The sequence below is a fragment of the Candidatus Paceibacterota bacterium genome (genome assembly GCA_035530615.1).
Classification (GTDB): Bacteria; Actinomycetota; Actinomycetes; order Nanopelagicales; family Nanopelagicaceae; genus QYPT01.
The window spans coordinates 352,444-368,734 of record DATKUL010000001.1 but is presented as its reverse complement, the minus strand read 5'-3'; the positions used below and the strand labels follow the sequence as shown (position 1 = coordinate 368,734).

The window sequence follows — 16,291 nt, the reverse complement described above, 5'->3', positions numbered from 1 at the left end:
TCGCCCACCTTGTGGCGTCTCGGAGTGCACGGGGATGAGGGGTTCACAAGTGTCTGACGATTTTAAACCAGGTCTTGAGGGTGTCATTGCCTTTGAGTCAGAGATTGCCGAGCCGGATAAAGAGGGCAGTGCCCTTCGTTATCGCGGTGTAGATATTGAAGATCTTGTAGGTCGTGTTTCTTTCGGAAATGTATGGGGACTGCTTGTTGATGATGAATTCAACCCGGGACTTCCACCTGCCGAACCTTTTCTTCTGCCAGTGCACTCAGGCGATGTTCGCGTGGATGTTCAATCTGCCATTGCTATGCTCGCACCTGCGTGGGGATTGAAACCACTTCTTGATATTTCTGATGAGGAAGCTCGCAACAATTTGGCGCGTGCATCCGTGATGGTTCTTTCGTACGTTGCCCAAGCTGCGCGCGGTGAGAAATCCACGATTCCTCAATCTGAAGTTGATAAGGCACATACAGTTGTCGAGCGAATGATGATCCGCTGGCGCGGAGACCCTGATCCACTTCACGTCCGCGCGATCGACGCCTACTTTGTTTCGGCGGCCGAGCATGGCATGAACGCGTCAACCTTTACCGCGCGAGTAATTGCCTCAACCGGGGCAGATGTTGCGGCAGCACTTTCTGGAGCAATCGGCGCCATGTCTGGTCCACTACACGGAGGTGCTCCTTCACGTGTTCTTCACATGATTGAAGATGTTGAGAAGTCCGGCGATGCACGTGCGTATGTCAAGGGAATTATGGATCGTGGAGAACGGTTGATGGGCTTTGGCCATCGCGTTTATCGCGCAGAAGATCCACGTGCGCGCACTCTTCGTCGCACTGCTAGAGAACTTGGTGTGGCGCGCTATGAAGTAGCTCTTGCACTTGAGCAGGCTGCTCTTGCTGAATTGCACGAACGCCATCCAGAGCGCGTCCTAGAAACAAACGTTGAATTCTGGGCCGCAATTATTCTGGATTTCGCACAAGTTCCGGGTCACCTCTTCACTTCTATGTTCACAGCCGCTCGCACTGCCGGTTGGTCTGCGCACATTTTGGAGCAGAAGCGAACCGGTCGTCTGGTACGACCTTCAGCTCGTTATATTGGAAAGGGTCCGCGCAAGCCAGAATCAGTAACTGGCTGGGATGAGACCGTCGTCCAACTTCATTTGTAGAAAACTAATTTCTTACCAATTCTCCCCTGCCAGCAGGTTGGCAGGGGAGAATTGCGTTCGGTGGCTTCTTAGGGGATCGGTTCTGTAAGGGACTCTGTAATCAGAACGATTGATAACAATTCGGTATATATCAATGTTTTATGCTGTTTTTGGCATTTTTTCTTTGCCTATTGATTGCAAATGAGGTGAAATGAGACATCTGCTGCCCTCGCTGCAGAATCTACATCGCTTACATGGGAGATCCAATGAAGAATAGATTTTTGAAAGGTATTGCGGTTACTGCAGTCCTGGCATTCTCTGCCACCGGCTTTGCAGTAACTCCAGCACACGCCGCAAATGAAATTGTGGTGTGGGCAGATGAGACTCGCGGACCAAACCTTGCCTCGGTCATTAAGGCCAAGAGTGACTGGGTTCCGGGATACACAATCAAGATTGTTACCTATTCAAGTTTTGATGCACTCAAGGATGCCTTTGATAAGGCAACAGGAACATCAGGTCCAGATATTGTTGTTGGTGGGAATGACTGGGTGCCAACCGCCGCAAAGAGCGGAAAATTGGCACCAGTAACACTTACTGCTTCTCAGAAGGCTCGCTTCAACCAGACACAGTTCTTCGATCTTTCCTACAAGGGAAAGCTCTACGGAGTTCCGGTTGACATCAACAACGTAGCGATGATTTACAACACCAAACTTGTATCATCTGCACCAAAGACCATCGGCGAGATGGTTGATTATTACAAGGCAAACAAGACTGCCAAGGGATTGAAGGCCGGTCTATGTATTGCTGGTGGCGGAATGTCATGGGGAGCTCACTCGGTATTTTCAGCTCTTGGTGCGGATGCCTACCGCATGTCCAAGCGGGGGACAGCAAACACGATTCAGAGTTTAAACCCATCTGTATTCGGTGCAAACGTAAAGAAGTACCTTCTCACCGGCAACAAGAGCAATGGCTTCTTCCCTGCTACCGATACCGGTTGTAAAGATAACTTCCTCGCTGGAACCGTTCCATTTGCAGTTATCGGCAACTGGGAGTGGAAAGATTACGTAGCAAAGGGTTTCGACATGAACCTTATGCCCGTGCCAGGAGTAAAGAGTGGCACATACGGCCACATGTTTGGCAGCGTAAGCGGCGCACTTCTTACAACGTTTGCTGACAAGCATGGTGTTGCAGTTGGAGCAAAGTCACTTCTCGTGAACTTCTTCGCGTCAACTCAAGGTCAAGTCAAGTATCAGTTGCTTGAGGGCCGTCCACCAGCCGAAAAGGGTGCGCAGTCTGACGCATCAGTTTCGGCTGGTCAGAAGGGCTTCGGAAGCGCAGCGACACTTGCGGGTATTCCACAGATTGGTGCATTCCTTAACAACAATAAGGGCGGCGCTAACTACTGGGATTCCGCACCCGCTTACTGGACTGCAGTTCTCATCGACGGCAAGGATGCGACCATTGAGGCACGCAAACTTGCTGCAATCTGGAAGGCCAACGTAGCCGCCGGTAAGGCCGACCTCTAAAGGGTCACAATCCATACTCGCACGCTATAAAGGTTGAAAGTGTGGGCGGGATAAATTCCCGCCCACACTTTCCTTATGAACAAGTTAGGCGCAGATTGTGACTTTACTTTATAGAGGCAAGATCGCCTTCATCATAAAGATCATTCTGCTTGCCTTAGCCTCTGCAATTTTATTGATGCTTGCCCAGAGCGCATTCGCTCAAAAAGAGTATGCGATATCGGCTTTCTTACTCATCTCAGTACTGGCATTGAATTACGTGTATCTCACTTCTAGAAGTGTTCCGTTTAAATTCTTCTTGCCAGGCACAATTTTCCTTTTCGCATTTGTCTTAGCACCGATCATTTTTACTGTAGTAATGTCCACATACAATTACAAAACTGGAAATTACATTTCTAAGCAAGAGGCTATCGAGCGCGTGATTGCTCTCGGGGTCGAACCCGATGAGGCCGGAACAACTTTTGACATAGTTGTTGGAAAGACCAGGGCCGGAGAATTAGCGATTTTGGCTTCGGATGTGGCAACTCCGCAATACTTCATTTCGACCAAAACCAAGAGAATTGACTTGATTCCTACAGATCTAACGCTTAATGAATATGGAGTGGCGACCGCGGCACCAAATTTCATGCGTACTTCCGTCACGAATTTAACTGGCAATCAGGAGTACGCGAGAATTAAGTATGTTTATTCGGGTAATTATTTTATTTCCATCGAGGGTCAAGACGTTGGCGCTGTTTTTAGGCAAACCCTTAAGTATGAACCGTCCACAGATACCTTCCGGAACCTCATAAACGGCACTATTTATCGAGATAACGGGAAGGGCAATTACGCGGATTCAAAAGAGCAGATACTCGAACCGGGCTGGAGAGCTCCGACCTGGTTTTCAAATTATGCAAAGTTGATCATGGATGATCATGTTCGCGGACCGTTTATTCGGGTCTTTATTTGGACAGTTCTCTTTTCCGTTCTGACCGTATTGACCTCTTTTGGCTTTGGGCTCCTTCTGGCCCTTGCGCTCAGTAAACCACTGCGCGGACGTCGGATGTATCGTTCCATTCTCATTCTGCCTTACGCGATGCCAAGCCTTATGAGCATCCTTATTTGGGCAGGTATGTTTGATACAGAATTTGGTGCCATTAACAATATTCTTCACACCCACATAGCGTGGTTCTCTAATGCTAACTTTGCCCGCTCTGCTGTGATTTTGGTCAGCTTATGGTTGGGCTTCCCCTACTTCTATCTCATTTCGACGGGCGCCCTCCAAGCCATCCCTATCGAACTCACGGAGGCAGCTGCCATTGACGGGGCTAACGGCCGACAAGTCTTTAACAAGATTACTCTGCCGCTTCTGCTGCAGATTCTCTCCCCATTATTGATCGCTTCCTTCGCCTTCAACTTCAATAACTTCAACTTGATCTATCTCCTTACAGGTGGTGGGCCGCGCGATCAATTAGGTGGTCAAATTGCAGGTGCTACAGATATTTTGATTAGTTATACCTATCAGATCGCATTTGGATCCAATGTGCAAGATCTCGGTTTAGCTAGTGCCATTTCCGTAATTATCTTCTTCCTTGTCGCCGGGATTTCGCTCTATGGGTTGCGCAAATCAAAAGTTTTGGAGACATTCGAATGAACAAATGGTTGAAAGAAAATCTATGGCGTCACGCCGTCGCCCTCGGAATGTCACTATTTGCACTTTTCCCTCTTTATTTGGTCGTGATTTCTTCACTCAACCCGACTGGAAGTCTGCAATTGACATCCTTTATTCCGCGCGAGATTTCATGGAACAACTACAAATTACTCTTTGATAGCCCTGCAATTCCTTACTTAACCTGGGTTAAGAACTCTCTTATTATTGCTGGAGCGGTGGCCGTTATTTCTGTTTTTATCGGCGCCTCATCCGCCTTCGCGTTTAGCAGATTGAGATTCAGAGGCAGGAAAACCGGAGTACAAATTCTTCTTCTCGTCCAAATGTTCCCGGCGATCTTGGCTCTTTCCGCGGTCTATGTAATTATGGAACGCGTTTATAGATTCGCGCCATCTCTTGGTCTCGGATCACAAACCGGCCTGCTTCTGGTTTATCTTGGCGGTGCCATGGGCGTAAACATCTGGCTTTTGAAAGGTTTCGTTGATTCGATCCCTATAGAACTGGATGAAGCAGCCAAAATCGATGGTGCAAGTCCGATGCAGACGTATTGGTTGATTTTTGTACCCCTTGCAGCGCCCGTGCTGGCAGTTGTGTCATTGCTCAGTTTTATTGGCACGCTTAATGAATACATTATGGCCCGGCTCTTCCTGGTGGAGATGGATAGCAGAACCGTCGCTGTGGGACTCCAACAGTTCATTGGTGGTCAGTACTCGCAGAACTGGGGACCTTTCGCGGCAGGGTCGATTCTTCTTTCGATTCCGATTGTCGTAATTTTCCTATCACTTCAAAAATACATTGTCAGTGGTTTAACAGCCGGATCGGTTAAGGGTTAATTTTGAAACGTAAAAGTTCACTTTCACTTCTCATCGCCACTCTGCTCGCGCTCTCTTCACTCTATTCAATTTCTGCTGCTTCAGGAGCGAGTTCCAAGAGCACGCGAGTCGGAATGGCCTCCGACCTCATTTACTTTGTTATGCCCGATCGCTACAAGGATGGGGACCCGAGCAATGACGCGGGCGATGGATTTGATCCTACAAGTACGGCCTTTTTCCACGGCGGAGACCTCAAAGGGCTCACCGGAACGTGTACGGCAGGTGATGATGGATTAGCACGCATAAAGAAATTGGGCTTTACGGCTGTGTGGTTGACTCCACTAGTTACTCAACAGCGGTCAACTCCGCATGGAGCGGGATACCACGGTTATTGGGGTGTTGATTTTCTCAAGGTAGATCCACATTTGGGAACTAACGACGATTTAACTAATTTTGTGGCATGCGCGAAAAAGATGAAACTTAAGGTAATTCTTGATGTGGTGACCAACCACACTGGTGACATCGTCAAATATCAGGATCAACAGGCATACATACCGACTGAATCAACCAATGCAAAAAGCCCGGCTTGGCTCAATGATCTTTCGAATTATCACAATGTTGGTGACATGAGTAAATGTTGGGGAGACGGAAACTGCACCAAGATAGGTGACTTCTTTGGTTTGGATGACCTGGCTACTGAGAAAGAGTCGGTCTGGCGGGGTTGGGGTGATGTATATGGAAAATGGATAAGGGATTACGGAATCTCGGGTTTCCGGGTAGACACAGCCCGCCACGTTGATGATGAGTTCTTCAAGAACTGGTCCCCTCTTATTCAAGATGCTGCGAAGAGTATTGGGGTATCAAACTTCACTATCTTTGGTGAAGTATGGGAAGTTAATCCGGTTGAATTGATGAACTACGTTCGTCGGATCAAGATACAGAGCGTCTTGGACTTCCCATTTCAGCGAACTGCTACAGACTTCGCCTCGGGATATTCGGATGCAAAGGTTCTAGAGAATCTCTTCCTAAGCGATGATCTTTACACCAGCGCGACTTCGTCGGTCAACGATTTGGTTACATTTCTAGGCAATCACGATATGGGGCGCTCTGGTTACATTATCCAGACCAAGAAGGAGCAGCCAGCCAATCAGCTCTTAGCCAGGACGAAACTTGCGAACGCACTCATGTATCTCTCGAGGGGTATTCCGGTTGTCTATTATGGTGACGAAGTCGGAATGACTGGAACTGGCGCTGGCAATGATCAGCTTGCCCGACAAGATATGTTTCCGACCAAGATCGATGCTTGGAAGACGGAGATAAGAATTGGCGGAAAGCCTGTTGGTAACGGAGATTCTTTCGCATCGACTAATTCAAATCCAATTGCACAGTACCTGGTCACGCTCTCTCAACTTCGGAGTAGGAATCCGGGACTGGCGAATGCGTTTATGCAGACGAGATATGCAAAGAACTCAGTACTTGTTCTTTCCAAAAAAGATAGCAAGGAGAAACGCGAGTATGTAGTCGCGTTGAATAATTCCGCAAAGCGACAGACAATTCAAGTCAATACGGCGACTTCTTTCGGAGGATGGAAGGCAATTCTTGGCAAAACGACTTTCACGACGAAGGGTTCTACTTTAAGAATCACAGTTCCTGCACTCGCGACAGTGGTTCTGAAGGCCAATAAGTTGATAGACAGAACAGAAGTGAAAGTCGGAAAGATTAAGGTGAAAGAGGATTACTTAACTGGCTTCTTCCAAGCCACCGCCGGGATCGCGACCAACGATCTCCTCTCGGTGGAGTTCTTCTACAAATCGGCGAAAACTCCCGAGTGGCGTTCGCTGGGAGTAGATACCAACTCGCCGTATAGCGTTTTCGTCGATCCCCAGGAGCACGCAGGTGAAACTCTCGAAATAAAGGCAGTTGCCATAAATTCGAAGGGGGCATCTTTTGCGCTACCAAGCACAAAAATTACAATCCCCGCATCATGATGGAAGTGATTTATACGTAAGTAATTCTGCTCCAACACTTGGGGAGAAAGTCAAACTCCGTGTTCGCGTTCCAAAGAGTGACAAGGTTTTGAAAGTATGGGTTCGTCTTTTCCACGATGGCGAACCACGAACTTTTGAACTTAAGAAAGGGCGGACTGGAACTTACGAAACTTGGTGGAGCGTTGAGATTGAAATTATCAATCCTGTCACGCACTACCGATTTCTCTTTGTCGACAAAGGTACGTACCGTTGGTTGAACGGTGAGGGAGTCTTTGCCAGGGACGTTGTCGATCGAGAAGATTTCCAAATCATTGCCAAGCCGAAATACCCAGACTGGATCAAGCATGCAGTCTTCTATCAAATTTTTCCTGATCGCTTTGCTAAGTCAGGTGAACGGCGAGATCTGCCATCCTGGGCAGTTCCACGTGAGTGGAACGCTCGACCAACTGGACGTGGCGCTACAACCGGGACAGAGTTCTACGGCGGCGATTTCCCGGGCGTTTCTGAGCATCTCGGACACCTAGAAGAACTTGGCGTGAATGCCATCTACTTCACCCCATTTTTTCCATCTCGAACCAGTCATCGTTATGATGCGTCAAGTTTTGAACATGCCGATCCTTTGCTGGGCGGAGACCAAGGTTTCATTGAATTTTCTTCGGTCGCAAGAAAGCGTGGCTTCCGAATTATGGGTGACTTGACCACAAATCACTGTGGGATTGGTCATGAATGGATCCAGACAGCATTGAAGAACCCTGATGCGAAAGAGCGTGACTTCTTCTACTGGGATAAGACAATTCGACACGGTTATGTTGGTTGGTGGGGCGTAGCGGGACTTCCAAAATTGAATTATCAATCCCCACTCCTTAGAGAGAAGATGTACGCGGGCGCCGATTCAGTGGTGAAAAGATGGCTTAAGCCGCCATTTAACACTGATGGCTGGCGCATTGACGTTGGGAACATGACAGGTCGGTTGGGCTGGCAAGATATGAATCAAGAAGTTGCTCGCGGAGTGCGCCGGGCAATGGATGAGACCAATCCCAATGCCTGGCTGGTTGCGGAGAACGCGGACCATTCTCCGGCGGACTTAGATGGCTTCGGTTGGCACGGCACAATGAATTACGTTGGTTTTGCGCGTCCGATCTGGGGATGGTTGAGCAAGTCGGCCAAATTTGCGGATAATTTCATGGGTTTACCAACTCCGATCCCAACATTTTCGGGAGAGGCGATGGTCGCAATGATGCGTTCGTTCGCGGCCGGAATTCCCTGGAGATCTTTCACGGCGAGCATGCTTCTCTTGGATTCACATGACACTGCCCGATTCAGAAATGTGGTGGGACGCGACCGAGCCCGACACATTGCCGGTGCAACAATCCTTTTTACTTATCCTGGAGTGCCGTCGATTTTTGCTGGCGATGAAATTGGAGTGGAAGGTGAGTGGGGGGAAGATGCTCGAAGGACTATTGATTGGGAGCATCCAGAGAAGTGGGACAACGAGCTTTTTGTGGAATTCAAAAAGTTGATCGCTATACGAAAGAAATCGCATGCGCTAAGTAATGGCGGACTCCGTTGGATCGACATCAGCGCAAATTCCATCGCCTACCTCCGTGAGTCTGAGAAGGAGAGTGTCTTGGTATTTGTCGCAAGGTCGGCCGGACGGTACAGCATTAATCTCAAACCATACGGATACTCCATAGGAGAGACTCTCTACGGGCCAGAAGCAAAGTCCGGGCAGATCACAATTTCGAGCAAAGGCGCAGTTAGTGGTATTTGGAGATTGAAATGAAAAATTCTACGTGGTGGAAAGAAGCCGTTTTCTATCAGATTTACCCGCGCTCTTTCTTCGACAGCAACGGTGATGGTGAAGGTGATCTCCGCGGAATTTCCGATCACCTCGATTACGTCCAGACTTTGGGTGTAGATGGCATTTGGCTCAGCCCTTTTTACTCGTCGCCGAATAAGGATGGCGGGTACGACGTCGCCAATCCGCGTGACGTTGATCCCCGTCATGGAACATTGAATGACGCCAAGATTCTCTTCGACCGCGCCCATGAACTCGGATTGAAAGTCCTTATAGACATAATCCCAAACCACTTTTCGAGCGATCACGTCTGGTTCCAAGAAGCTCTCGCAGCACCCAAGGGCTCTGCGGAGAGATCTCGTTTTCATTTTCATGATGGGAAAGATGCACAAACTCCGCCGAATAACTGGATTTCCCTATTCGGTGGGCCGGCATGGACTCAGGTTGCCGATGGTCAGTGGTACCTACACTTATTTGATTCTTCACAGCCCGATCTCAATTGGAGCAATGAGGAAGTCAGGGAGGACTTCGAAAAGACTATTCGTTTCTGGATAGATTTGGGTGTCGATGGATTTCGAATTGATGTAGCCCATGGTCTTGTGAAAGAAAATATTCTGCAGGACCATTTTGACCCGCAAGGACTTAGTAATGCTCTCCGTCTGGACGTCGAGATGGATGATTCGGTTCGTAATGAATTGCTGGCAACTGTTCCATATTTCGATCGCGACGGCGTTCATGAGATTTACCGTGCATGGCGCAAGATCTTTGATTCCTACGACAGAGAAATAATGGCTGTAGCTGAGGCGTGGGTCCATCCTCCGGAGCGAGCAACTCTCTATGTACGCCCTGATGAATTGCAGCAGGTATTTAATTTCGACCTACTTGTCGCGCCATTTGATGATGAAGCGATTTTCAGTTGCATTGATAGGACGTTGAAACTTATCGGTGGTGTTGGAGCGTCACCGACGTGGGCGCTTAGTAACCATGATTCGCCTCGCTTGGTTTCACGAATCGGCGCGGTAGAAGCCCGGGCATTAGCTCTGTTTATTTTTGGCCTGCCGGGATCTTGTTACGTATATCAAGGTCAGGAGTTGGGGCTTCCCGACGTCGAACTTGCAGATGGCGACCGACAGGATCCCGCATTCATCCGGACTAAAGGCGGGCAGAAGGGTCGTGATGGCGCACGTGTACCGATGCCATGGAATGGAGTGACCACCCCATTTGGATTCACCCAAGGCAGGCCATGGCTACCCGTGCCTCAAACCTGGGCTTCTTTGACCGTAGAGCATGAGAGGGGCGACTCGGCGAGTTCGCTTGAGTTGTATCGAGCGGCACTCAGTGTGCGGAAAAAACTCTTTCACGGAGTAGATACCTTTGCATGGTCGATTACGCCTGACGGATCAGGTTTACTGGGCTATCGACGTGGTGATGTCGAAGTGATTCTCAATACGTCACAGACCCCGCAAGCGATTTCTAGGCATGGGCGCATCGAAATTTCTTCGGATCGCAAAATTGTTTCCGTTGACGGGGAACTTATTCTGAGCGCAAATGCCTGCATTTGGATAGGTATCTTATAACGCTTCGTTATCAAATTGTTGTCGATTGCAAGCAATTTACACACTCTAATTCATTGTGGTTGGCAGGACAGAACGCCAGACTTTCGTTTACGCGGAATACGGATCTCACCGGGGGATCCGAGGCGCTCCTACGTAAAAAAAGAGGATATTTATGTCGATTAGTCGAAAGAAATTGCTGACAGTGGTTGGAATTGCCACGGCATCACTTCTAGCAACCTTGGTGACGACTGTTGCTCCAGCAAATGCAGCAATTAACTGTGACAAGGTTATTGGTAAGGGCTATGCGAAAATGAAGGGCAAGACGGTCAAGATATTTACTTCTATCCTTGATCCAGAATTGTCAAAGTATCAGAACGCCCTCAAATCATTCACGGCCTGTACTGGAATCAAAGTCAAAATTGAAGGATCAAACCAATTCGAAGCACTCCTTCCCGTTCGCGTAAAGGGCGGAAACGCTCCTGATATCGCAATCATTCCTCAACCCGGACTCCTCGCACAGATGGTCGCAACAGGCAAGGCAGTAGTTGCCCCCGCCAAGACGCTCGCCAATGTTAACAAATATTGGAGCGCAGGCTGGAAGGGATATGGCTCCGTGAAGGGCAAGTTCTACGCCGCCCCAAATAGCGCAAACATGAAGTCATTAGTCTGGTACTCGCCAAAGCAGTTTGCTAACGCAGGCTATTCAGTCCCAACTACGTGGACTGGGATGATGGCACTGGCAGACAAGATGGCGGCCGCTAATCAGATTGCATTCTGTGGTGGAATTGGCTCTGGTGGCGCAACTGGTTGGCCAGCAACGGACTGGTTGGAAGAAGTTGTAGTCCGTCAGTTTGGTGGAAAAGTTTATGCCAATTGGATTTCACACAAGATTAAGTTCTCTGCTCCAAAGATCCTGGCAGCAATGGATACCGTTGAAAAATGGATGCAGAATCCAAAGTATGTTGGAGACGTTCAGGCAATTGCCACGACAACTTTCCAAGATGCTGGACTTGGCATCCCAACGGGAAGTTGCATGATGCTTCAGCAAGCGTCGTTTTACGCAGCTCAGTACCCAGCCGGTACTGATGTCAGCAAGAATGGCGATGTATGGGCTTTCTACCTCCCAGGTATCAATCCATCTGTGAAGACTCCAGTAGAAGGTGGCGGAGAATTCTTCGCCGCGTTCTCAAAGCGCCCTGAAGTTCAAGAACTTCAGAACTACCTATCCACTCCACAGTGGGCGATCAATCGCATTAAAACTGCTGGTTCTGGTGGCGGTTGGCTCTCTGCTAACTCTGGTGTCCCACTATCGGCTTACAAGAACCCACTTGATCAACTATCGGCTAAGTACTTGGCAGACAAGCATTCAACATTTGTCTTCGACGCCTCGGATGCAATGCCTGCAGCTGTTGGAGCGGGAACTGAATGGACCCAATTAACCGCTTGGTTCGCAGAAGGCAAGTCTGCCGCCGATGTAGCCAAAGCGATTGATGATTCATGGCCAGTTAGCTAAAAGAGCTTAAAAAGGTTGGTGGGGATCCGATTTTTCGGGTCCCCACCAATTTCTATCTGCAGTAACCTGCATTTACTCAAGAAATGAATACTGGTAACTTGAACCAGAAATGCTTAAACTACTGAAAATTTAGATTGGGGGATGAAGTGAATTCATTCTTCTCCACCAACGCCCCCAAATTCGGACAGGTCGTAGTCGCGGTAGCACTCTTCTTTGCGGTCTTACTTGTGATCTTCTATATCGCCGGCAAAGCGAACGGGCGCAAACAGCGTCCGATAGCAATAGTGACCCTTCTTGGACCGGCGATGATTCTTCTTTTTGCCGGCCTCATCGTTCCGGCCATTCAGACAATTCTATTTAGTTTTGAAGATGCCAACTCAAAGAAATTTGTCGGATTCCAAAATTACACCTGGCTAATGAGCAATGCCGATATGCGGAAGGTTTTCTCTAACACCATGCTCTGGATTGTTGTTACACCTTTTGCAACAACCGCCCTTGGTTTGTTTCTGGCAATCATGCTGGATCGCATGAAGCGTGAGTCTGTAGCAAAGTCATTGCTATTTATGCCGATGGCGATCTCCTTCGTTGGCGCCTCAGTGATCTGGAAGTTCGTCTACGACTATGCGGTACCTAGCAAGCCACAAACTGGATTATTAAGTTCCATAGTCCGTTCTTTTGGATTTCATCCATCTAACTGGATTCTGACGCAGCCGCTCAATACCTTCCTTTTGATGGTTATTTTCATCTGGGTCCAGACCGGGTTCGCGATGGTAATTCTCTCTGCTGCCATTAAGGCGGTACCCGCGGATATTGTTGAAGCGTCGGCTCTTGATGGAGCGCACGGATGGCGGCTATTTACTTGGATTACCTTTCCAATGGTGCGCAGCACCTTTATTGTCGTCCTCGCCACGATGTTGGTCACGTCGCTCAAACTCTTCGATATCGTCCGAACAATGACCGGTGGAAATTTCGGTACCAGTGTTATTTCCAATGAGATGTATTCGGAAGTATTTGTTCGTTTTAATACGGGAAGGGGTTCTGCCTTGGCTGTCATTCTCTTTGTATTTGTGACGCCAATCTTGATTTACAACATAAGAAACCTGCGAAGAGAGCGGACAATTGCATGAGCACCACGAAGCTCGCTGATGCAAATCCGGGCCGAAAGATCTTCTCGTCCAGATTTGCGACTACTGTCGTTTGGATTATCACAGTTCTTTGGACTGTTCCTACCTTTGGGCTCTTTGCTAGTTCATTTAGAAAGAAAGAAGATATTTTTCTATCGGGTTGGTGGCATGTTTTCACAAATCCAGATCTAACTTTGGCGAATTACCATTCTGTTCTTTTCGGTTCGAGTTCATCGACTCTCGCTGACGGGGTTCTTCCATATTTGATGAACTCAATCGTTATTACGGTCCCGGCCGTGATTTTCCCGGTTGTGATCGCGACTATGGCTGCATATACGCTTGCTTGGATCAAATTCAAGGGAAGTGACGCACTCTTTTTCTTCATCTTTGCTTTACAGGTCGTTCCTATCCAGATGTCTCTCGTGCCACTGCTTCAACTTTTCACTGGTGGCGCACATATTGGCGGTATCACAATCGTTCCCAAATTGGGGATTGCCGGTCACTTTGCTGGAATTTGGCTCCCTCACACAATGTTTGCTTTGCCTCTGGCAATTTATCTACTCCATAACTTTATTGCGTCCTTGCCACGGGATTTGATGGAAGCGGCGCACGTGGATGGCGGCAATCACTTCAAGGTATTTCGTCAAATTGTCATTCCACTCTCGATTCCGGCCATTGCGGCCTTTGCAATCTTCCAGTTCCTCTGGGTTTGGAACGACTTGCTCGTGGCGTTGACATTTGCGTCAGGAACCGAAGAAGTTGCTCCGATCAACGTCAAACTTGCCTCTCTTGTGGGTCAATGGGGATCTGGTTGGGAAATTCTTACCGCTGGTGCATTCGTAACGATTGCTATTCCACTTGTCGTATTCTTTTCGCTGCAGCGCTTCTTCGTCCGAGGACTCCTTGCCGGATCTGTAAAATAGTATTGCTCTCCTAGAGAAGCGAGTTTCCATGCCCCCACTAAATGATGCCTCGCATGCCAAGATCGCAAACTTAGTTTCCCGTATGCCGAAAGATTTTCGCATTGGCGCTGCCACATCCTCATGGCAGATAGAGGGCTCGAGCACTCTACGTGGTCGCTCCATTTGGGAAGATTTTGCGGCCATATCGGGAAATATCGTTGATGGTGCGCAGGCAGATCCAGCATGCGATCACGTCAATCGATGGGAAGAGGATCTCGATCATTTGTCGTGGTTGGGAGTTGATTCATATCGCTTCTCAATAAGTTGGCCGCGAATTCTCCATGATGGAGTGGGCAAGGTTGATCCCGCTGGAGTTGCTTTTTATGATCGATTGATCGACGGTTTGCTCAAGCGAAATATCGAGCCAGTGATCACCATCTACCACTGGGACCTGCCTTCGGCTTTGGAGAAGAAAGGCGGCTGGAACTGGTCGGGAATCAGCGATGCCTTTGCGGAGTACACCGAGGTACTGGCCAAGAATTTTGTTGACCGAACATCCATGTGGGCTACCTTTAACGAGCCTTGGTGTTCTGCTTTCTTGGGTTATGCAGATATCGTCATGGCGCCTGGCAAGGGCGATGCCGCCGCCGGACTAGAGGCCGCCTACCGCCTCCTTGCCGCGCACGGTCGGTCTATGGAAGTTCTCCGCGGATACAAGGCAAAAAATGCTGGGATTGTCCTGAATCTCATGTCTGTCATCGCGGAGGACACGGGTGTTGAGACTGCGGCTCGACAGATAGATGGCCTTCAAAATCGACTCTGGCTCGATCTGCTTGCCGGTCGCGGTGTCCCAGCAGACATTATTGAAGGCACGCGCCAATTTACAGATTGGTCCTTCGTCACAGGGTCAGAATTGAAATCTATTGCCGCTCCCATCGATTGGCTGGGGATTAATTACTACATGCCAATTCGAATTGCATCGGTTCCGAAAGATGGCAAGACGAAAGATGGCGAGCACCACCATTCGAAGTCTTACCCGGGAACTCCGCCTTATCTTGCAGTGCCGCGCGGTCCGCTTACTGAAATGGGTTGGGAGGTTCACCCTGAGAGTTTGACTAGCACGCTTCGCCAGACACAGGAGCGGTTGCCTGGTGTGCCGCTTTATATCACTGAAAATGGAGGTGCATTTGCGGATGTCATGGTCGATGGTGAAATTGATGACCAGGATCGCGTTGAATATTACCAATCGCATTTAGATGCTGCACTGAATGCTCGTGAATCTGGCATAGATCTTCGTGGCTATTTTGCTTGGTCCCTCCTGGATAATTTAGAATGGGCACAAGGGTGGACTAAATCTTTTGGTCTTTTCCACGTGGACAAGGAAACGCAGAAGCGAACTCCAAAGACGAGTGCTTATTTCTTCCGTGAATTACTTGCTAGGCGAAAGCCAAAACCGTAGGGGATCAGTTAGGTACTTCGCCCAAGACCTTTCGTTATGGCCTGATCGGTTATAGATGCGAGTAATGAAATCTTCACCGTCTATCCATCCCGCAGTGCGCATCTTCTGATCGGCATACCTCTGGAATGGCCCGTACTTCGCGTCGTAACCGCCCGTCCCGTGACTCATCCAAATCTTGTGTGCTCCAGGTGTTGGAAGAGCGCTAATAATTGCATCGACTAGAGGTTCCTCTCCCGCTAGCCAATGAGGTGAAAGGGCAAGCGCGGTACTGAAGAAATCGGGGCGCTTGCTCATTGCGTAGAGTGATGCGAGGCCGCCCATGCTTGAACCGATCACGGCTTTGTCGATCGCAGCCAGGTTCAACCCGAGTTCTTTACAGATTGCAGGAGTTATTTGGTCCGTGATTTGTTCGAGGTATTTGTTTCCTCGCAGGTCGCTTAGGGATATTTCAGCATTAGCTTCTCTCGCGGCACTGACCCCATTTTGGTAGGGATCCTCAGGGGCAAGGTCATGAATCCGCCCCCAAGGGTTTTCCGGCGATCTACTATGGAAAACGGCGATAATCGCCGGAGGCATGATTCCTAGTTCACGACTTACCTTTATTGCACTCTGCACCATCTGCCACGAACGACGACCGGTGGCGGAGCATCGCTTAAATATGTTCTGTCCATCATGCGCGATGAGAAGGTGTTCGGTAGGAACTCCAGGGTTCCAAAAATCTACGGTTCGGCCGTCAAAATTGAAACGTTCAACTGGCTGTGAAGCGCCACGAATTTGAAATCGTTTAATTCTTTCCATAACGTCTCGGTTAGAAGCGCTGAAGAGTA

12 protein-coding genes are annotated in these 16,291 nt (G+C 48.9%); 11 read left to right on the top strand and 1 reads right to left on the bottom strand.

The annotated features are described in order from the left end of the window. The first annotated feature begins 49 nt into the window (after positions 1 to 49). From VMW30_01910 to VMW30_01860, 11 genes are all read left to right on the top strand, one after another. Positions 50 to 1,162, top strand: coding sequence for a citrate synthase 2 (locus tag VMW30_01910; protein HUW87122.1), 1,113 nt, complete (start codon positions 50 to 52; stop codon positions 1,160 to 1,162). A gap of 245 nt (positions 1,163 to 1,407) precedes the next feature. Further along, entirely contained in the window at positions 1,408 to 2,667 is a 1,260-nt protein-coding gene (locus VMW30_01905; protein HUW87121.1) for an extracellular solute-binding protein, read from the top strand. Between the two features lie 97 nt (positions 2,668 to 2,764). Further along, positions 2,765 to 4,297: an ABC transporter permease subunit gene (locus VMW30_01900; protein ID HUW87120.1), complete on the top strand. Its 1,533-nt coding sequence runs from the start codon at positions 2,765 to 2,767 to the stop codon at positions 4,295 to 4,297. Next, a complete protein-coding gene (locus VMW30_01895) occupies positions 4,294 to 5,145 on the top strand; it encodes a sugar ABC transporter permease (protein HUW87119.1) in 852 nt (283 codons plus the stop codon). Before VMW30_01900 ends, VMW30_01895 begins: the two co-directional genes overlap by 4 nt. A gap of 2 nt (positions 5,146 to 5,147) precedes the next feature. Continuing rightward, positions 5,148 to 7,112 (top strand): alpha-amylase family glycosyl hydrolase, encoded by a 1,965-nt coding sequence (locus VMW30_01890; protein ID HUW87118.1) that lies wholly within the window; start codon positions 5,148 to 5,150, stop codon positions 7,110 to 7,112. After that, the gene (locus tag VMW30_01885) at positions 7,072 to 8,895 is read left to right on the top strand and encodes a glycoside hydrolase family 13 protein (protein HUW87117.1); all 1,824 of its coding nucleotides are present in this window, start codon (positions 7,072 to 7,074) and stop codon (positions 8,893 to 8,895) included. Before VMW30_01890 ends, VMW30_01885 begins: the two co-directional genes overlap by 41 nt. Then, the gene (locus VMW30_01880) at positions 8,892 to 10,487 is read left to right on the top strand and encodes a glycoside hydrolase family 13 protein (protein HUW87116.1); all 1,596 of its coding nucleotides are present in this window, start codon (positions 8,892 to 8,894) and stop codon (positions 10,485 to 10,487) included. The genes VMW30_01885 and VMW30_01880 overlap by 4 nt, the downstream gene beginning before the upstream one ends. A gap of 151 nt (positions 10,488 to 10,638) precedes the next feature. After that, positions 10,639 to 11,979 (top strand): ABC transporter substrate-binding protein, encoded by a 1,341-nt coding sequence (locus VMW30_01875; protein ID HUW87115.1) that lies wholly within the window; start codon positions 10,639 to 10,641, stop codon positions 11,977 to 11,979. A gap of 146 nt (positions 11,980 to 12,125) precedes the next feature. Beyond that, the gene (locus VMW30_01870; protein ID HUW87114.1) at positions 12,126 to 13,106 is read left to right on the top strand and encodes a sugar ABC transporter permease; all 981 of its coding nucleotides are present in this window, start codon (positions 12,126 to 12,128) and stop codon (positions 13,104 to 13,106) included. Next, complete coding sequence (locus VMW30_01865; protein ID HUW87113.1) at positions 13,103 to 14,026, top strand: carbohydrate ABC transporter permease; 924 nt, start codon at positions 13,103 to 13,105, stop codon at positions 14,024 to 14,026. Before VMW30_01870 ends, VMW30_01865 begins: the two co-directional genes overlap by 4 nt. A gap of 28 nt (positions 14,027 to 14,054) precedes the next feature. Then, positions 14,055 to 15,464: a family 1 glycosylhydrolase gene (locus tag VMW30_01860; protein ID HUW87112.1), complete on the top strand. Its 1,410-nt coding sequence runs from the start codon at positions 14,055 to 14,057 to the stop codon at positions 15,462 to 15,464. Here the strand turns inward: VMW30_01860 and VMW30_01855 are convergent. Continuing rightward, positions 15,435 to 16,262, bottom strand: a complete 828-nt coding sequence (locus tag VMW30_01855; protein HUW87111.1) for an alpha/beta hydrolase-fold protein — start codon at positions 16,260 to 16,262, stop codon at positions 15,435 to 15,437. The two genes, VMW30_01860 and VMW30_01855, sit on opposite strands and share 30 nt — an antisense overlap. Positions 16,263 to 16,291 lie beyond the last annotated feature (29 nt).

Excerpts from the sequence above, each read along its gene's own strand:
- VMW30_01880 (HUW87116.1), top strand. The coding sequence starts at position 8,892 with ATGAAAAATTCTACGTGGTGGAAAGAAGCCGTTTTCTATCAGATTTAC.
- VMW30_01895 (HUW87119.1), top strand. The coding sequence starts at position 4,294 with ATGAACAAATGGTTGAAAGAAAATCTATGGCGTCACGCCGTCGCCCTC.
- VMW30_01905 (HUW87121.1), top strand. The coding sequence starts at position 1,408 with ATGAAGAATAGATTTTTGAAAGGTATTGCGGTTACTGCAGTCCTGGCA.
- VMW30_01875 (HUW87115.1), top strand. The coding sequence starts at position 10,639 with ATGTCGATTAGTCGAAAGAAATTGCTGACAGTGGTTGGAATTGCCACG.
- VMW30_01865 (HUW87113.1), top strand. The coding sequence starts at position 13,103 with ATGAGCACCACGAAGCTCGCTGATGCAAATCCGGGCCGAAAGATCTTC.
- VMW30_01860 (HUW87112.1), top strand. The coding sequence starts at position 14,055 with ATGCCCCCACTAAATGATGCCTCGCATGCCAAGATCGCAAACTTAGTT.
- VMW30_01855 (HUW87111.1), bottom strand. The coding sequence starts at position 16,262 with ATGGAAAGAATTAAACGATTTCAAATTCGTGGCGCTTCACAGCCAGTT.